The organism is Blautia sp. NSJ-175 (genome assembly GCF_022867815.1).
Lineage (GTDB): Bacteria > Bacillota > Clostridia > Lachnospirales > Lachnospiraceae > Blautia > Blautia celeris.
The window spans coordinates 157,067-174,584 of sequence record NZ_JALIFQ010000001.1; the positions used below are offsets into that span (position 1 = coordinate 157,067).

A 17,518-nucleotide genomic window follows, 5' to 3' on the forward strand; every position below is an offset into this window, starting at 1 on the left:
TCATTATCTGTATATTTGAAAGGAAATCTTTAAGTTTTTCTTAATTTTCCGGAATTTGCGTTCGTTTTTTACGGTAAATGTCGAAACAATGGTATAATAAATCTACAGCAGTGACGCCACGTCCTGAGATGATTCAGGGCACAGGTATCCCGGAAGGATGCCGGTGCTGGATGCAAAATAATGACAAGAGGTGTTAACATGTTCAGGATACTTGTTTGTGATGATGACAGAGAGATTGTGCATGCCATAGAGCTTTATCTTTCGGAGGAGGGGTATGAGGTACTGTGTGCCTATGATGGAATGGAGGCTGCGGAAGTGGTGCGCAGGGAGAATGTACACCTGCTGATCGTGGATATCATGATGCCGAAAATGGACGGCATACAGGCAATCACACAGATTCGCAGATTTTCAACGATTCCCATCATCTGCCTGACAGCCAAAACAGAGGATGAGGATAAGATAGCCGGGCTCAACGCCGGAGCGGATGATTATATGGAGAAGCCATTCAATCCCCTGGAGCTGATCGCACGGGTAAAGTCCCAGCTCAGACGCTATACAGAACTGGGAAATATGCCGAAAGGGCAGGACAAACACATTTATTTTTCCGGGGGACTGGTGGTGGATGACGACACCAAAGAGGTGACCCTGGATGGTAAGGGAGTGCGGTTTACTCCCATTGAATATAATATTCTTCTGTTTCTTTTAAAAAATAAGGGGAAAGTATTTTCTATTGAGCAGATCTATCGTAATATATGGAATGAGGAAGCTATCGGTGCTGACAACACGGTGGCAGTACATATCCGCCATATCCGGGAGAAGATCGAACTGAATCCGAAGAACCCGAGGTATCTGAAAGTAGTCTGGGGAGTGGGATACAAAATTGAAAATATTTAGAGGCAGAAAAGAGAAAAAACCCGGCAGGAATAGGCGTCCGTTCTGTTATCCAGGGACCCTGATCCTGCATTTTTTATTTGCAGTGATCGTGATGATCTACATTATCATTGCCGACTATTATCAGGTATGGCAGGATCCGGGCTGGCTTGCGGGGGAGACACCTCCTTACTACAAGACCAGGGATTATGCCCAGAATGTAAAGAATGAGATGTCAGAGCTTATTGACTATATACGCCTCAGAATGAATTTTGAGACAGACGGGAAGTATGACCCTGACAAGCAGGTAGACATTCTGGAATATGCCGAGCAGGGAATCATAAGCGGCAGCAACACTAACGGTTTGGCGTACACCCTGCAGCAGCTCTATGACTGGAGTGAGCAGAAGGAGAGCTACAAGTGGTGGAAATCCTATATCCGGGAAAATGAGAAGAATCTGTACAGTGTAAGTGAGCTGAAGGAGATCAAGGGAACCCTGGATGAACTGTATACGCCTCAGGGCTATGACAGCATTCTGGAGTTTGTCATGTCGGAGCAGAACCTGAGGCGTGCAAGCGAAGTACACTGCGCCTCCGAACTGGCTGTGTGCCTGTTAAAAATTGACGCTGAGATGCCTCAGTATGTAAAGGACAAGGAGAGATTCAAAGCGGAGAACACCAATATTAAGTACAGGTTTGAGAATGTGGAGACCGGCCTGGTGTACACTAACTGCACCTTGGAAGAAGAGAAGCAGAATTCCGCCAGACTTCTGTTCCAGGGAGATACTTTTTTCCTGGATACAGATGTACCTCTGTCCTATGAGATGAAATATGACATCATAAAAAAGCTCAACGAGGATATTTCGGATACGGAAAATATCACCCTTTCCGTCTGGATTGACAGGACATTTGCAGCAAAGGATTATCTGTGGGGCGGCAGCCAGTTTTATCACAAATGGTCCTGGTTCATCCGTACCTTTCCGAAAGGCCTGATCTTTTCCGCTGCCGTTTTCTTCATTTCCCTTCTGGCACTCTGTGTGATGACAGTGAAAAGGGCAGGGCAGGAAAGGCGGCTGAGCAGGTATTTTGACAGGATCTCCATAGAATTTCTGCTGGTACCCATGGGTCTGCTTCTGTGTCTGGCAGCAGTGATCGTAAAACGCAGCATGGAGGAGATCCTTCCGCCTCCCCGGGCAACAGGCAATGTGGTGATGCTCTTATTTATTTATGTGTTTCTTTTGGTGGGAGTCCTGAGTATTGTGCGCAGGGGGAAAATGGGGACTCTCGGCAGGGGCAGCATAGTATCCCAGATTATCGGCAATTACAGGGCCGGCATCCGGGGCGGTAAGAAGGCGGCCTTTGCGCTTGCGGGATTTGTCCTCTATGTGGTGCTGAGCTTTCTCTTGTGCCGCGGAGGGACAGTGGGAGCTGTAATACTTGTCTTTATGAACCTCTACGCAGGAGGTCATATTCTGAGGGAGATAAGCGCAAGGGTGCAGATGCTGGACGGTGTGCGGAAGATTTCCGATGAGGATTTTACCTATAAAATACCAACAGAGAATTTAAACCGGATAAACGCGGAGATAGCGGACAACATCAACCGGATCGGCGACAATCTGGAAAAAGCCGTCCAGGAGAGTGTGCGCAATGAGCGCAGAAAGACGGATCTGATCGCCAATGTCTCCCACGACTTAAAGACACCCCTCACATCCATCATCAGTTACATCGGCCTTCTGAAGCGGGAGGAGATACAAAATCCCAAGATCGAGGAGTATGTGGATGTGCTGGACAAGAAGACAGAGCGTCTGAAGATTCTAATGGAGGACCTGGTTGAAGTCTCCAAGATCAACTCCGGCAATTTCCATATCCAGCCCGAGCAGATAGACTTCCGGGAATTCCAGCAGCAGGTACAGGGGGAATTCTTTGAGCAGCTCCGAAGCCGCGGGCTGCAGACCGTGAACAGCATGCCTGAGGAGCATGTGTATATCTGCGCCGACGGCAGGGCTTTGTGGCGAGTCATGGATAACCTGTACGGCAATATTGTCAAATACGCCTTTCCGGGAAGCCGGGTATATGCGGACATGAAGGCAGATGAAAAGAAAGTCACCTTTTCCCTGAAGAACATATCCAGCCAGCCCCTGAACATCGATGCGGATGAGCTGACCGAACGGTTCATCCAGGGGGATGAGTCCAGGAGCACAGAGGGCAGCGGCCTGGGACTTTCCATTGCCAAGAACCTGGTAGAGCTTATGAACGGGAGGTTCGAGATTTATCTGGACGGAGACCTGTTCAAGACAACCATCATATTTCCCGTGAAACCCGCCAACTGCAGGCAAAATATGGAGAAATGATATCCATTGTGCAAGTTGTATATTGAAGAAAAGAAAATTCGGTAAATTGCCAATAGGGTGTATTTTCTTAGAGATGATAACAAAGACTTTATTTAATCTTTGTTTAATTGAACCATGGTAAAAAACCGGGTGTCAGTGTTATACTTGTAACAGTTAATCAAAGCAAAGAGACGCGTAACAATTAGGAGGAAATGAAAATGGCAAGCTTATCATTACAGCATATTAACAAAACATATCCAAACGGATTCGAAGCAGTAAAAGATTTTAACCTTGAAATCGCAGATAAAGAATTCATCATCTTCGTAGGTCCTTCAGGTTGTGGTAAATCTACTACACTTCGTATGATCGCAGGTCTGGAAGAAATTTCAGGCGGTACATTAAAAATCGGTGACAAGGTTGTAAATGATGTAGAACCTAAAGACAGAGATATTGCAATGGTATTCCAGAACTACGCTCTGTATCCGCATATGACCGTATATGATAACATGGCATTCGGTCTGAAACTGAGAAAAGTTCCGAAAGACCAGATTGATAAAATGGTTAAAGAAGCAGCTAAGATCCTTGACTTGGAGAAACTGTTAGACCGTAAACCGAAAGCTCTTTCCGGTGGTCAGAGACAGCGTGTTGCTATGGGACGTGCTATCGTGCGTGAACCTAAAGTATTCCTGATGGACGAACCTCTGTCAAACCTGGATGCTAAACTTCGTGTACAGATGCGTACTGAGATCTCCAAACTGCATGAGAGATTAGGTGCAACCATTATCTACGTAACACATGACCAGACAGAGGCTATGACACTTGGTACAAGAATCGTTGTTATGAAAGACGGTATCGTACAGCAGGTTGATACACCTCAGAACTTATACAACGCTCCGAAGAACCTGTTCGTAGCAGGATTCATCGGTTCTCCTCAGATGAACATGATGGATGCAGTATGCCACGTAAAAGGCAATGAAGTTGAACTGGAAATCGGCGGAACTACAATCGCTTTACCTGCTTCCAAGAGAAAACCGCTCATCGACGGCGGCTATGACGGAAAGACAGTTGTTATGGGTATTCGTCCTGAGCACGTATACGATGATGAAGCTCGTATTCAGGCATTCCCGGGCAGCGTAATCGAAGGTAAGATCACTGTTTACGAATTACTTGGTGCTGAGGTTTACTTATACTTTGACACAGAAGGATTCCCGATGACAGCAAGAGTTAATCCGCGTACAACAGCCAGAACAGGCGATGTTGTTAAATTCTCACTGGATCTGGAAAAGATTCACGTATTCGACAAAGAAACAGAACAGGTTATCACAAACTAATTGTTATGAAAAGATACAGACTGCCGCGGATTTATCTGCGGCAGTTTTTATATAGGAAAAGCTGCCAGCCTAGAGCGTGTTTGAAAATTGCTTTCGCCAAGCTGTACGTCACAGATTGTCGGAATGAATTTTCAAACAGGCTCTAGTGTACGAAAATAAAAAATTGAAATTTTGTCGAAAATACGTTATAGTAATTGATATATTAGTATTTTTGATAAGTGTGCAGAAGGAGAATAACTATGATTTCAAGCCAGGTGATACAGAAGACATTAGAAGAATTGAGAACCATAACGAGGATAGATCTCTGTGTTATGGATGTGGATGGAAAGGTAAACTCTACTACATTTCCGGTTGAGAATGAAGATTTCGGTGATGTGTCCGGCTTTGTGGAATCAATGGCGGACAGCCAGGTAATGAAAGGCTACCATTTCTTCAAGATTTATGACGGGCAGTCTGTGGAGTTTATTCTGATCGCAAAAGGCGGCAATGAGGATGCCTATATGATTGGCCGCGTGGCTGTTGCGGAGATTCAGAATCTGATCGTGGCTTACAAAGAGCGTTTTGATAAGTCAAATTTTATCCAGAATCTGATCCTCGACAATCTGCTTCTGGTAGATGTATACAACCGTGCAAAAAAACTGCATATCCCGGTGGAAGCCAGGAGAGTAGTGCTTCTGGTCGAGACCAAAAATGAGAAGGATCAGGATGCCATTGAGATTCTGAAAAACCTGTTTGTGTCCAGAACAAACGATTTCATCACAGCGATTGATGAGAAAAATATCATCATTGTTCGGAATCTGGAAGAGACTGACAATTACGAATCCATTGAGAGCATTGCCAAGATGATCGTGGATATGCTCAATGCTGAGGCTATGTCCCAGGTGCGCGTGTCCTACGGCAATATCATCAATGAGATCAAGGATGTATCACGTTCTTATAAAGAAGCGAAGATGGCTCTTGACGTAGGTAAAATATTCTATGTGGAGAAGACCATTGTGGGATACAACAATCTGGGAATCGGCCGTCTGATCTACCAGCTTCCCATGCCTCTGTGTGAAATGTTCATGAAAGAGGTATTCGGAGGCAAGCTGCCGGAATCCCTGGATGATGAGACTCTGAACACCATCAACAAATTCTTTGACAATAATCTGAACATTTCAGAGACATCCCGCCAGCTCTTCCTGCACAGGAATACACTGGTGTACAGACTGGAGAAGATTCAGAAGAGCACAGGACTTGATATCAGGGTGTTTGACGACGCACTGACATTCAAGATCGCGCTGATGGTTTCCAGCTATATGGAGTTTATGAAAAAACAGGATTAACGATTCAGCCGGGCCCCGCACTTACTGCCCGGACCTGATATAAGAGAGCTGCCGCGTGCCGCGCAAGTACGTTCTCTGCCGCAGTCATTTTGTCTATACAGGCCCATGACTGCAGCAGGGAGCAGATTTTGTGGCATCCGGCAGCTTTTTTGCTGTTGTGAAGGAAAGTACAGGTAAATTGGAAGAAACCTTTGGTTTTAGTATGTATATTAAGTAAGTGAGCCGTGGTTTTGGCTACACTTTACAGATAAAATGCAGGGAATTTTTGGTGTTAGTATGTAAATTAAGTAAGCGCGCCATGGTTTTGGTCACACTTTACAGATAAAATGCAGGGAATCTTTGGTGTTAGTATGTAAACTAAGCAAGTGAGCCTTGGTTTTGGTCACACTTTACAAATAAAAAGCAGGGAACCTTTGGTTTTAATACGTAAACTAAGCAAGTGAGCCATGGTTTTTGTCACACTTTACAGATAAAAAGCAGGGAAACTTTGGCTTTAATACGTAAATTAAGCAAGTGAGCCGTGGTTTTTGTCACACTTTACAGATAAAAAGCAGGGAAACTTTGGCTTTAATACGTAAACTAAGCAAGTGAGCCTTGGTTTTGGTCACACTTTACAGATAAAATGCAGGGAATCTTTGGCTTTAATACGTAAACTAAGCAAGTGAGCCTTGGTTTTGGTCACACTTTACAGATAAAATGCAAAGAGCCTTTAGATTTTATACATAACTTATGGATTTTAACGGCCCATTTATCTGTTCTATATACGATAAGAAAAACTTTTGCGTCCATACGTACATCAGGAAATCTTGCCGGCAGCCTTTTATCTTTACAGATCATCAAATATTCCGATGTTTTCCTGAGAATGTGCGAACGACAAAGGCACTGGAATTAAATAAAGTGATAGAGAGATAAAATACTTGCATTTTAGCGTGATAATGCGTATAATAGAAAAGAACTGTATAAGTGTATACAATGATACAAAACGGTGACAAGGAGGATCAATCATGGTAAAACTTTACGATGGCGGTGTCTGGTTGGTGAATGGAACTGAGCTTGTGGAAGACGGTCCTGAAGCGGCAGCAGCAGTTGCACAGATGACAGGTGCAGCGTCTCTTGACAAAGAAGAGGCATCCAGACAGACAATGGCTTACTCTATCTTGGAAAAGCATAATACATCCGGAAATATGGATGATTTAAAAATTAAATTCGATAAACTGACATCCCACGATATTACATTTGTTGGGATCATTCAGACTGCAAGGGCTTCAGGGCTGGAAAAATTTCCAATCCCCTATGTACTGACAAACTGCCACAACTCTCTCTGTGCAGTGGGCGGAACCATCAATGAGGATGACCACATGTTTGGTCTGACCTGCGCAAAACGCTACGGCGGAATGTATGTGCCGCCCCATCAGGCAGTTATCCATCAGTTTGCCAGGGAGATGCTGGCAGGCGGCGGAAAAATGATTCTGGGATCGGACAGCCATACCCGATACGGTGCTCTGGGAACCATGGCTATGGGTGAGGGCGGTCCGGAGCTGGTGAAGCAGCTTCTGGGCAAGACTTATGATATACACAGACCGGAGGTTGTGGGCGTTTATCTGACCGGAAAGCCGATGCCGGGCGTAGGTCCCCAGGACGTTGCGCTGGCTATCATAGGTGCAGTGTTTGCCAACGGTTATGTTAAGAATAAAGTCATGGAGTTTGTAGGCCCGGGCGTTGCCGAACTCAGCGCTGATTTCCGTATCGGAATTGATGTTATGACCACAGAAACGACCTGCCTCTCTTCCATCTGGACAACAGACGATACCATTAAGGACTTCTATGAGGTTCACGGAAGAGCCGGGGAGTATAAAGAGCTGTCTCCCGGTGCAGTGACTTACTATGACGGAATGGTCTATGTGGACTTAAGCCGGGTGAAACCCATGATCGCCATGCCGTTCCACCCAAGCAACACCTATACAATAGAAGAACTGAATGCGAACCTGATGGATATTCTGGATGACGTGGAGAAAAAGGCACAGGTGAGCCTGGACGGCAAGATTCCGTTTACCCTGAAGGATAAAGTACATAACGGCAGACTGTATGTGGAACAGGGAATCATCGCCGGATGTGCGGGCGGCGGGTTTGAAAATATCTGCGATGCCGCTGATATATTAAGAGGTTCCAGCATCGGTGCGGATGCCTTTACTTTAAGTGTATATCCGGCCAGTACACCGATTTACATGGAGATCGCCAAGAATGGTGTCCTGGCAGATTTGATGCAGACAGGTGCTGTGGTCAAGACTGCTTTCTGCGGACCGTGCTTCGGCGCCGGGGATACACCTGCCAACAATGCCCTCAGTATCCGCCACTCTACCAGAAATTTCCCGAACCGTGAGGGTTCCAAGATCCAGAACGGACAGATTTCTTCCGTTGCACTGATGGATGCCCGTTCCATAGCAGCTACAGCAGCAAACAGGGGCTATCTGACCTCAGCAGCGGACTTTGATGTTAAATATACAAAACCCCGCTATTTCTTTGACAAAACGATTTACGAGAACCGCGTCTTTGACAGCAAAGGCAAAGCCGACCCGGACACAGAGATACAGTTCGGACCGAATATCAAGGACTGGCCTGAAATGCCGGCTCTCACAGAGAACCTGGTACTGAAGGTGGTTTCTGAGATTCATGATCCGGTTACCACAACAGATGAGCTGATCCCATCAGGTGAAACATCATCCTTCCGCTCCAATCCTCTGGGACTTGCCGAATTTACCCTCTCCAGAAAAGACCCTGAGTATGTACCGCTTGCCAAGGAAATCCAGGCTGCGGAGAAGGCCAGAGAAGCCGGAAACTGTCCGCTGGAAGCTGTACCCGAGCTGAAGTCCGTATGGGAGAAGCTGAAAACGGTATGCCCTGACATGGACAGCTCCAATACAGGTATCGGAAGCACTATCTATGCCGTAAAACCAGGCGACGGTTCGGCCAGGGAACAGGCTGCGTCCTGCCAGAAGGTACTGGGCGGATGGGCCAATATCGCCAATGAATATGCCACCAAGCGTTACCGTTCCAACCTGATCAATTGGGGTATGCTCCCCCTTCTGGTCCCGGCTGGCAGCCTGCCGTTTAAAAAAGGCGATTATCTGCTTCTTCCGGGAATCAGAAAAGCTGTTGAGGAGAAGGCTGAAGAAATCAAGGTTTACGTGGCAGGAGATTCCTGCAGGGAATTCACAGTGAAAATCGGTGATCTGACAGATGATGAACGAGAGATCATTCTGAAAGGCTGTCTGATCAACTACTACAGAGGTTAACATAAATACCGTGCGGCACAGGATTTATCCGACAAAACCAGATATTTCTGGATTGGAGGATAAAATAATATGTCGCACGGTGTTTTATTTTGGCAATTTTCAATGTTCAGAATTATTATGCTTTTCGTAAATTGTGTAGTAAATTCATATAAAAACATATAATTTACAGCTTAATAATGTTAAAAATATAACTTATAAAAAAACAAAACTTTTTTCAAAAAATATATTGACAAATAAAACAACCCATGGTAATATATAACCATCAAAAGAAAACACCAACACATTACTACATAACCAATTCTTAAACATAGAGAAGATAAATCTTTTTTAGGAAGTTGGCTACAAGGTACAAAAGATAAAACATTATATCTCCTTAAAGTGTATGGAGAATACATAATAGGAATCAGAGTAATGTTAAAACGTACTACATATGAGAGATCCATAAAGTACAAAAGAATAACAGTACCAAGGATAAAAAGTAATGTAAAAGGTGTTATTTGAAATATTGATAAGGAGGTATATTCCATTGGAAATAGCGAATATCAATTATCAATATGAGAGTGGTAAGGCATAGTTCCCTAGAGAAAGACCTAACTACATAAAGACCGAAAAAGAATCCTATTAAGAGGATAAAAAAGCGGTTAGGTGATATATCAAAAAGTGCCCTCATATTGAACAATTACCACAAAAGTAATAAAAAGGTTTCAAAATATATGTAAAGAAATATATTTTGAAAGAACAAAGTATTTATACATCATTCAAAGATATAAAAAATGCAGAAGATATAATAAGTTGTATTCGTTGAGATTAGCCTGTTGTATTTAAAAGTTCTTGAAAAAGAAGTAAATTATTTTATATCCCGAAGAAATGTATAAAGAAATGTTTTGAAAACAAAATAGCCCGAACTATTTGTTTAGAAGCTTTTTATTATCCATAATAGATTTGATATGAACTTTCAATAAATCTTATCAAACACCGGAATTTAAATATCCAAGAAGAGTGAAGACCATTTCAGAGAAGGCTTTATCAGAGTCCATAAAGGGATTTGGGTAGAACATTCAGATAAGAAATGAAAGGAAGCTCAAAGAGATTACGAATTCAGAGTGAAAGATTTATAAATAGGGAATGAGAAGATTAAAAGGAAGTATAGAAGAATAAGGAAAGAACAAAATAACAGTATTCATTCCGGATTTTTTATCAATACTAAGAAAAAGAAAGGAATAAAAAAATTGAATAACGCAGATCATTAGAACAACCGTTGTATCCGATAATAGAAGATATAACGGTTGTTCATTTTTGCCCATCCATGCTATAATACACCCAGGCAAGTTATCCCTCCCCACCCACGCTCCGGCCCCGCTGCCCTGCATTCCCCGTCCCTTCAGCCAACAAAATAAATTAAGATAAAGGAATTTAACAACCATGAAAACACCCCCCATCCCCCAAATCATCCTACACGAAGACCCCCACATCCTAATCTGCCACAAACCCCCCGGCCTTCCTGTCCAATCCAAAAAAATCAACGCCCCGGACCTGGAATCCTCCCTCCTCACCTACCTCATCTCAAAAGGCGAGCCTCCTTATTTGGCTGTTATCCACCGCCTCGACCAGCCCGTAGAGGGTATCCTGGTCTTTGCAAAAAACAAAGCCGCAGCCAAAGACCTAAACGCCCAGGTCCAGAACGGAAGTATGGAAAAATACTACCTTGCCGCTGTCAGCGGCATACCGACGAAAAAAGAATCCCGTCTTGAGAACGAACTTATAAAAGATGCTAAAACCAACACCTCCAGGGTGACAAAACAAAAAACACCCCAAAGTAAAAAAGCCATTCTGGAATACCGCGTATTAAAAGAAGCAGAGGATTGTTCTCTTCTCGAGATCCATCTTCTGACAGGCCGTCATCACCAGATCCGTGTCCAGATGGCATACGCCGGCCATCCTCTGCTGGGGGATACCAAGTACAATCCTCAGGCAGGAAAAGAAAAGGAATGGCAGTACATCGCGCTGTGCGCATACAAATTAAGTTTTACCCATCCAAAGACAAAGAAAAAAATGGAATTCCAGGTAAAGCCCTCTGGAAATTTTCCTATAGTATAGGTAAGAAAAGTTCACACATACTGTTAGAGGAGAACGAAAAAGATAAGGTATGGTGAGCAGAAGATGAGATGGAAGAAAGCGGGTATAACAGTGGGAGTCATTGCAGGTGTATTTCTGGTCATGAAATACGCGGTACCTGTGATGCTCCCATTTCTTTTAGGCTGGCTTCTGGCACTCGCCATACTTCCGGCAGCCAGGTGGCTGGCACGGCAGAAACTCTGCAGAAAACTGCATTTTACAGAAGGCGGTGTGGGCGCAGTGCTGATTCTGCTTCTCTCCGTGGGAGGCATTCTTGGGGTTATGTGGCTTCTCCAGGCTCTGTCTGCACAGATCAGCAGGCTGATAGCGTTCTATCCGGTAATAAAGAGAGAATTCTGCCAGATCATAGGCCAATGCTGCAGACAGGTGGAATACACGGTGGGAATTCCGGCCCGGGAGAGCAGCCAGTATATTTATATGCAGCTCAGTAATATCAGCAGTTCCTTTTTAGATGGCAGTCAGTCCATGGAGGCTGCGGTCGGCTCCATGAAAAAGTGCGTGGTCCTGGTGGGCGGCCTGATTCTGTGCGTAGTATCCGCGGTTTTGATTCTGCAGGAGCACGGGGAGTGGAAAGAACGGTTTTCCGCCTGGCCTGTTTTTGTTAAGGCGAAAGCCCTATTCAAGGACTTAAAGAGCGGAATTGCGGAATATTTCAAAGCACAGATCAAAATTATGGGAATCATTATCCTCCTCTGTATTGCCGGATTGTTCTTATTGGGAACGCCTCATTTTATCACTGCAGGGCTGGCGCTGGGACTTCTGGACGCACTGCCCGTTCTGGGAACAGGTACATTTCTTGTCCCCGCGGCGCTTGTCCTTGCCTTAAGAGGAGACGCGGCCGGTGCAGTCGGCTGTATTGCCCTTTATCTTGTCACAAGCTGCGTCAGGCAGTTTCTGGAGCCCCGTCTGATAGGAAAGAAGGTGGGGGTATCGCCTCTCCTTGTCCTGTTATCGGTATATCTGGGGCTGTTTTTGTACGGAGGAGCCGGTTTTTTGCTGGGACCGCTCTCTGCTCTGGTAATATACGGGATTTTACGTGAATGGAATCTTCTTGATTAGAGCGTGTTTGGAAACTTTATAGATAATATGAATAGAAAAGTTCCTGAAATTTTTACGAAATTATTACAAAAAGCATATGGACTAATAAGTAGTTTCGTGTATAATGGAAACGTAGTTAATAGGAAGAGAAATGCATGTAAAAATCTGGTAAAGCCGTACACAGGTATGGCGTGAACCTTGGAGGAGAGGGCATGAAACGTACAATGGTTGCTTTATTATGCATCGCGCTGGCAGCGGGTTCCCTGGCAGGATGCGGTGGTAATAAGGATAAAAAAGAAGTACCCGTAAACACAGAGGCAAAGGCGGAAGACAAGCCGGAAGTGGGCAGCAAGGGGGACCCTCAGAAAGAAGAAGATACAGAAGAGGAACAGAAGGAAGAGGAAAAAGATAATACAGAAGTTTCCGGTGAGAATGAGAACAGCCAGGACGCAGAGGAAGAGAACGAGGCAGACATGTCTGAGGACCTGACTATGACCACTCTGAAAAGCAGTGCCGGAACCATTGATTATACATCCCTGGAAGGTCTGGAGCTGGAGGCCGGCGGTCATATAGCAGTGGTGGTTAAGAGCACAAAGACAGGCTACTGGGTCACTGTAAAAAAAGGCATGGAAGCAGCCGTCAAAGATTTAAATAAAAAACTGGAATATAAAGGTGACGATAAGATAAAACTATCCTTTGAAGGGCCGTCCGATGAGACTGATGTGGAGAGCCAGATCAATATTATCGACGCGGTTCTGGCTGAGAATCCAAATGTTCTCTGTCTGGCAGCCATAGATATGGAATCCTGCCAGGCCCAGCTTGAAACAGCAGAGGAAAACGGAATCCCCGTGGTTGTGCTGGATTCCGGTGTGGTGACCGGCACCGTAGATTCCGTGTGCTCCACAGACAACAAGGCAGCAGGTGCTGACGCAGCGAAAAAACTTGCAGAAGCTGTGGGCAGCAGCGGAGAGATCGCTGTTATGGCCCATATCGAAAGCTCTGAAAGCAGCCAGGACAGAGTCAAGGGATTTACAGATGAGCTCACAGCCAATTACCCGGATATTAAGATTGTTAATCTCTCCTATGAAAATGAGGAGACACCGGTCAGGGAGATGGCAGCAAAAGTGCTGGAGGATAATCCGAATCTGAAAGGATACTTCTGTACCAATCAGGTCACTGCGGATGATGTTCTGGAAGCGCTGAAAGAAGCAGAGAGAGAAGAAATTGCCGTAGTGGGGTTTGATGCCGGCAAGACCCAGAAAGAAGCGATCAAGGACGGAAGAGAGGCCGGAGTTATCGCACAGAATCCGTATGGCATGGGATATGCCACCGCAGTAGCAGCAGCCAGGGCTTGGCTGGGGCTGGAAAATGATTCCTTTATCAATCCGGGATATCAGTGGATCGATGCTGCCAGCCTGGATGATGAGAAGCTGAAGAACTACTTATACGAGTAAGATAAAGTCAAATTAAACAAAGACATTCGGGGAGATTGTGTAAATTCTATACAATCTCTCTTTTTTTGTCGGGATTACCAAAATAAGGCAACTTTTTTTCGTGTAATTCGGTTAAAAATATTGTGAACAAATTGACAAATTGCATAATTCATAGTAATATTTAAACTATGTGAAGGTGGTGATACTGTGATAGAAGGAACAATCAAAGAAATCCGGGATGCGGAGCAGGAGGCAGCAAACATCGTTGCGGATGCAAAGCGCCAGAGTGAAAAGATTTCTGAGGAGGCAAAACTGGCTTCCGAAAAATTGTATTCCGATATGATTTCCGAAGCGCAGCAGAAGGCGAAAAAATTAAGAGACTCTGCTGAAACATTTGGAAAACAGCAGACGGACGAGGCCCTTTTGGCGGCTGGAAAAGAAATCGAAAAGCTGAAGAGCGCGGCAAAAAGCCGGGAAAAAGAAGCGGTTGATTTGATTATTTCCGAATTAATCTGAGAGGAAGAAAAAGAAAACGAGTTAAAGGAGGGATGAGAGTATGGCAGTAATGCAGATGCAGCGAGTCAGTATCTGCGCGCTGAAAAGGGACCGGAAGGCCATCCTGGAAAAGCTGCAGACCATGGGCGTCATGGAAATGACCCAGGTATTAGACGATGAGTCAGGCTTTGAAAAGATGGATACCCAGGGGGCCAGAAACACTTTTGAGAAAAAAGCGAACCTGGCGGATTTAGCACTGGATATCCTGCAGGAATATGCACCGGAGAAAAAATCCCTGCTGTCCAGTCTGGAAGGAAAAAAACTGATTGAAAAAGAAACTTACAACCAGGTAGCGGTTCAGAAGGAAGAAATGATGGACATTGCTTCCAGAATAACCGGCTGGCAGAAAGAAATCGCGGAGTGCCGTGCAAATATCCAGAAAATGGAGAACCAGATCGAAGCACTGGCTCCATGGATGAGCCTGGATGTGCCCATGAATTTTGAGGGTACCGGTTCAACCAGCGCACTCATCGGTGCTATTTCAGGCGAAATGACACTGGAAGCGGTTTACAGCCTGATCGCGGAGTACGCTCCCGAGGCTGAAGGCGTGGATGTGACAGTCCTTTCTGCGGACAGAGATTCCACTTATATTGTTGTGCTGTGTCTGAAGAAGAACGCACAGCAGGTGGAGGATGCGCTGCGGCAGGGCGGTTTTGCTAGGCCATCTCAGATCGTCAGTGAAATACCGGCGGTCGAAAAAGAACACTTGGAGGCAGAGATCAGTGCGCTCCAAAAAGAAATTGAGGGATGTCAGAAGCATATTACTGAATATGGGGACAAGCGCGCAGACCTGCGTTTGATTTCTGACTATTTCCGTACAAGAGCAGAGAAATACGAACTCCTGGGACAAATTCCACAGTCCTCCAGGACCTTTTTTGTAAGTGGGTATATACCTAAAAAAGCGGTTCCTGCAGTGAAAAAGGCAATGGAAGAGGGCTATGATCTGGTCTTTGATGTGGAGGAGATACAGGAGGATGAGGAAGCCCCGGTGCTTCTGAGCAATAACGCGTTTTCACAGTCTGTGGAGGGCGTTTTGGAATCCTACGGTCTGCCGAAAAAAGGCGAGGTTGACCCAACGACGATCATGTCGTTTTTCTATGTATTTTTCTTCGGTCTGATGCTGTCTGATGCGGCATACGGACTGATTATATTCCTGGCATGTTTTATTGTACTGAGAAAGTACCCGCGCATGAGCCAGGGCATGCATAAGGCGCTGAAAATGTTCATGTACTGCGGTCTTTCCACTTTAGTGTGGGGTGTACTTTTCGGAGGATACTTCGGAGATGCCGTGGACGTGGTCGCGCGAACCTTCTTCCATGTGGATGTACCGGACGGCGGACTGATCAAGGCAGCCTGGTTCGTTCCGCTGAATGACCCAATGCGTCTTCTTATGTACGCGATGCTGTTTGGTGTGATCCATCTGTTCATGGGACTGGCACTGAAAGGATACATGCTTCTGAAAGATAAACAGTACATGGATTTCTTCTGTGATGTTATTATCTGGTATGTATTTCTGATCGGTTTGGTTATGATGCTGCTTCCAAGCAGTATCTTTGCATCCATCTCCCAGCTTCCGGAAGGAACTTTCCCACCGGCAGTTTCGCAGATCGGAAAGGTCATGGCGATCGCAGGCGCGGTAGGACTGCTTCTTATGTCAGGGCGTGCGAACAAGAATATCGCTCTTCGTCTGGCACTGGGCGCGTATGATATTTACAATGTAACAGGATGGCTGAGTGATGTGCTGTCTTACTCCCGTCTGCTTGCTCTTGGTCTGGCAACAGGTGTTATCGCATCTGTGGTAAACCAGATGGCAAGTATGCTGGGCGACGGTATCATTGCCGCTGTCGGTTTTATAGTGATTTTTATTGTGGGCCATTCACTGAATCTGGCTATCAATCTTTTGGGCGCATACGTGCATACAAACCGTTTACAGTTTGTCGAGTTTTTCGGCAAGTTTTATGAGGGTGGAGGAAGACCTTTCAACCCATTTAAATTAACTACGAAATATGTAGATGTTAAGGAGGAAACTTATTTATGAGTCAGTTAGGAATTGTTTACGCATTACTTGGTGCAGCATTAGCAGTATTATTAGCAGGTGCAGGTTCATCTATTGGTGTAGGTATTGCCGGTCAGGCAGCAGCAGGTGTTGTTACAGAAGATCCCAGCAAATTCGCTAAGGTTCTTATCATGCAGCTTCTCCCAGGTACACAGGGTATCTACGGTCTGCTGGTTGGTTTCATCACACTTTCCAAGATCGGTCTGTTAGGCGGAGGTATGCTGGATTTAACACCGCAGCAGGGCTTACTGGTATTAGCAGCTTGTCTGCCGATCGGTATCGTTGGTCTGATCTCCGGTAAATATCAGGGAATGACATCTGCAGCAGCTATCGGCATCGTTGCCAAGAAACCGGAACAGTTCGGTAAAGCTATGCTTTTCCCGGCCATGGTTGAGACATACGCAATTCTTGCTCTGCTGATTTCCATTCTTTCTGTAACGAACCTTTCCTTCTAATTAAAATATGGAGAGAAGTCCCGGCATGGGACAGAAATTACAGGACAGAATAGAAATAGTAAAGGAGAGCTAAAGAATGACTGGATTAGAAAAAATGAAAAGCCAGATTCTGGATGAAGCAAAAAGCTCCGCGAATGATATCATCGACCGTGCGCAGAAGAGCGCAGAAGCAGTTAAGCAGGAGATGAGAGACAAAGCGGAAGCAGAATGCGGACGTATCTCCCAAAAAGCGGATGCTGATGTTGAGAATATCAAGGAACGTGCCCTTTCCTCCTGCGACCTGCAGAAGAGAAAAGCACTTCTGGAGGCAAAGCAGGAAGTGATCTCTGATGTACTGGAGAAAGCTTACGATACACTGCTTACAGCAGACGACGAGACATATTTCAACATGCTCCGCAAAATGCTGGACAAATTCGTTCTGGCTCAGGAAGGGGAAATCTGTTTCTCACCTGAAGATTTGAAGAGAATGCCGCAGGGTTTTGAAAAAGAAATTTCGGACATAGCTGAGAAAAAGGGCGGAAAACTGGTTCTTTCCAAAGAACACAGAAATATCCGCGGAGGCTTTGTCCTGATATATGGTGGAATCGAAGAAAACTGTACCTTTAAGGCCATGTTTGATTCCAAGAGAGGTGAACTTTCCGACAAAGTTCATGCATTATTATTTTTGTAAGCGATAACCGCAAGAAGGAGGAATTAT

General features: G+C 45.1%; 13 protein-coding genes. 12 read left to right on the top strand and 1 reads right to left on the bottom strand.

Translation table 11 applies throughout. From position 1 onward, the window contains the following. Window positions 1-198: 198 nt before the first annotated feature. The 3 genes from MUB35_RS00800 to MUB35_RS00810 all read left to right on the top strand — a co-directional run bounded on the left by MUB35_RS00800 (window position 199) and on the right by MUB35_RS00810 (window position 4,530). Window positions 199-894 (top strand): response regulator transcription factor, encoded by a 696-nt coding sequence (locus tag MUB35_RS00800; protein ID WP_033142033.1) that lies wholly within the window; start codon window positions 199-201, stop codon window positions 892-894. Continuing rightward, entirely contained in the window at window positions 881-3,220 is a 2,340-nt protein-coding gene (locus MUB35_RS00805) for a sensor histidine kinase (RefSeq protein ID WP_244805680.1), read from the top strand. Before MUB35_RS00800 ends, MUB35_RS00805 begins: the two co-directional genes overlap by 14 nt. Before the next feature lie 197 nt (window positions 3,221-3,417). After that, window positions 3,418-4,530: an ABC transporter ATP-binding protein gene (locus MUB35_RS00810; RefSeq protein ID WP_033142032.1), complete on the top strand. Its 1,113-nt coding sequence runs from the start codon at window positions 3,418-3,420 to the stop codon at window positions 4,528-4,530. A 47-nt stretch (window positions 4,531-4,577) separates the two neighbouring features. Here MUB35_RS00810 and MUB35_RS30970 read toward each other — a convergent pair whose 3' ends face one another. Next, a complete protein-coding gene (locus tag MUB35_RS30970) occupies window positions 4,578-4,655 on the bottom strand; it encodes a DUF6783 domain-containing protein (protein WP_353963996.1) in 78 nt (25 codons plus the stop codon). A gap of 114 nt (window positions 4,656-4,769) precedes the next feature. Here MUB35_RS30970 and MUB35_RS00815 point away from each other — a divergent pair, with 114 nt between their 5' ends. From MUB35_RS00815 to MUB35_RS00855, 9 genes are all read left to right on the top strand, one after another. After that, window positions 4,770-5,855 carry a PucR family transcriptional regulator gene (locus MUB35_RS00815; protein WP_033142031.1) on the top strand — a complete coding sequence of 362 codons (1,086 nt, stop codon included), beginning with the start codon at window positions 4,770-4,772 and terminating at the stop codon, window positions 5,853-5,855. 1,004 nt (window positions 5,856-6,859) lie between these two features. Continuing rightward, window positions 6,860-9,148 (top strand): hydratase, encoded by a 2,289-nt coding sequence (locus MUB35_RS00820; RefSeq protein WP_186970948.1) that lies wholly within the window; start codon window positions 6,860-6,862, stop codon window positions 9,146-9,148. Between the two features lie 1,422 nt (window positions 9,149-10,570). Next, window positions 10,571-11,245, top strand: a complete 675-nt coding sequence (locus tag MUB35_RS00825) for an RluA family pseudouridine synthase (RefSeq protein WP_244805681.1) — start codon at window positions 10,571-10,573, stop codon at window positions 11,243-11,245. A 63-nt stretch (window positions 11,246-11,308) separates the two neighbouring features. Beyond that, complete coding sequence (locus MUB35_RS00830; protein WP_033139170.1) at window positions 11,309-12,343, top strand: AI-2E family transporter; 1,035 nt, start codon at window positions 11,309-11,311, stop codon at window positions 12,341-12,343. A 191-nt stretch (window positions 12,344-12,534) separates the two neighbouring features. Next, complete coding sequence (locus MUB35_RS00835) at window positions 12,535-13,776, top strand: ABC transporter substrate-binding protein (RefSeq protein WP_103731857.1); 1,242 nt, start codon at window positions 12,535-12,537, stop codon at window positions 13,774-13,776. Window positions 13,777-13,962: 186 nt separating this feature from the next. Further along, entirely contained in the window at window positions 13,963-14,271 is a 309-nt protein-coding gene (locus tag MUB35_RS00840; protein ID WP_033139168.1) for an ATP synthase, read from the top strand. A 40-nt stretch (window positions 14,272-14,311) separates the two neighbouring features. After that, entirely contained in the window at window positions 14,312-16,348 is a 2,037-nt protein-coding gene (locus MUB35_RS00845) for a V-type ATP synthase subunit I (protein WP_103731858.1), read from the top strand. Next, complete coding sequence (locus MUB35_RS00850; protein ID WP_018593354.1) at window positions 16,345-16,821, top strand: V-type ATP synthase subunit K; 477 nt, start codon at window positions 16,345-16,347, stop codon at window positions 16,819-16,821. Before MUB35_RS00845 ends, MUB35_RS00850 begins: the two co-directional genes overlap by 4 nt. Window positions 16,822-16,897: 76 nt before the next feature. Then, window positions 16,898-17,491 (top strand): V-type ATP synthase subunit E, encoded by a 594-nt coding sequence (locus MUB35_RS00855; RefSeq protein ID WP_033139166.1) that lies wholly within the window; start codon window positions 16,898-16,900, stop codon window positions 17,489-17,491. The last annotated feature ends 27 nt before the right edge of the window (window positions 17,492-17,518 follow it).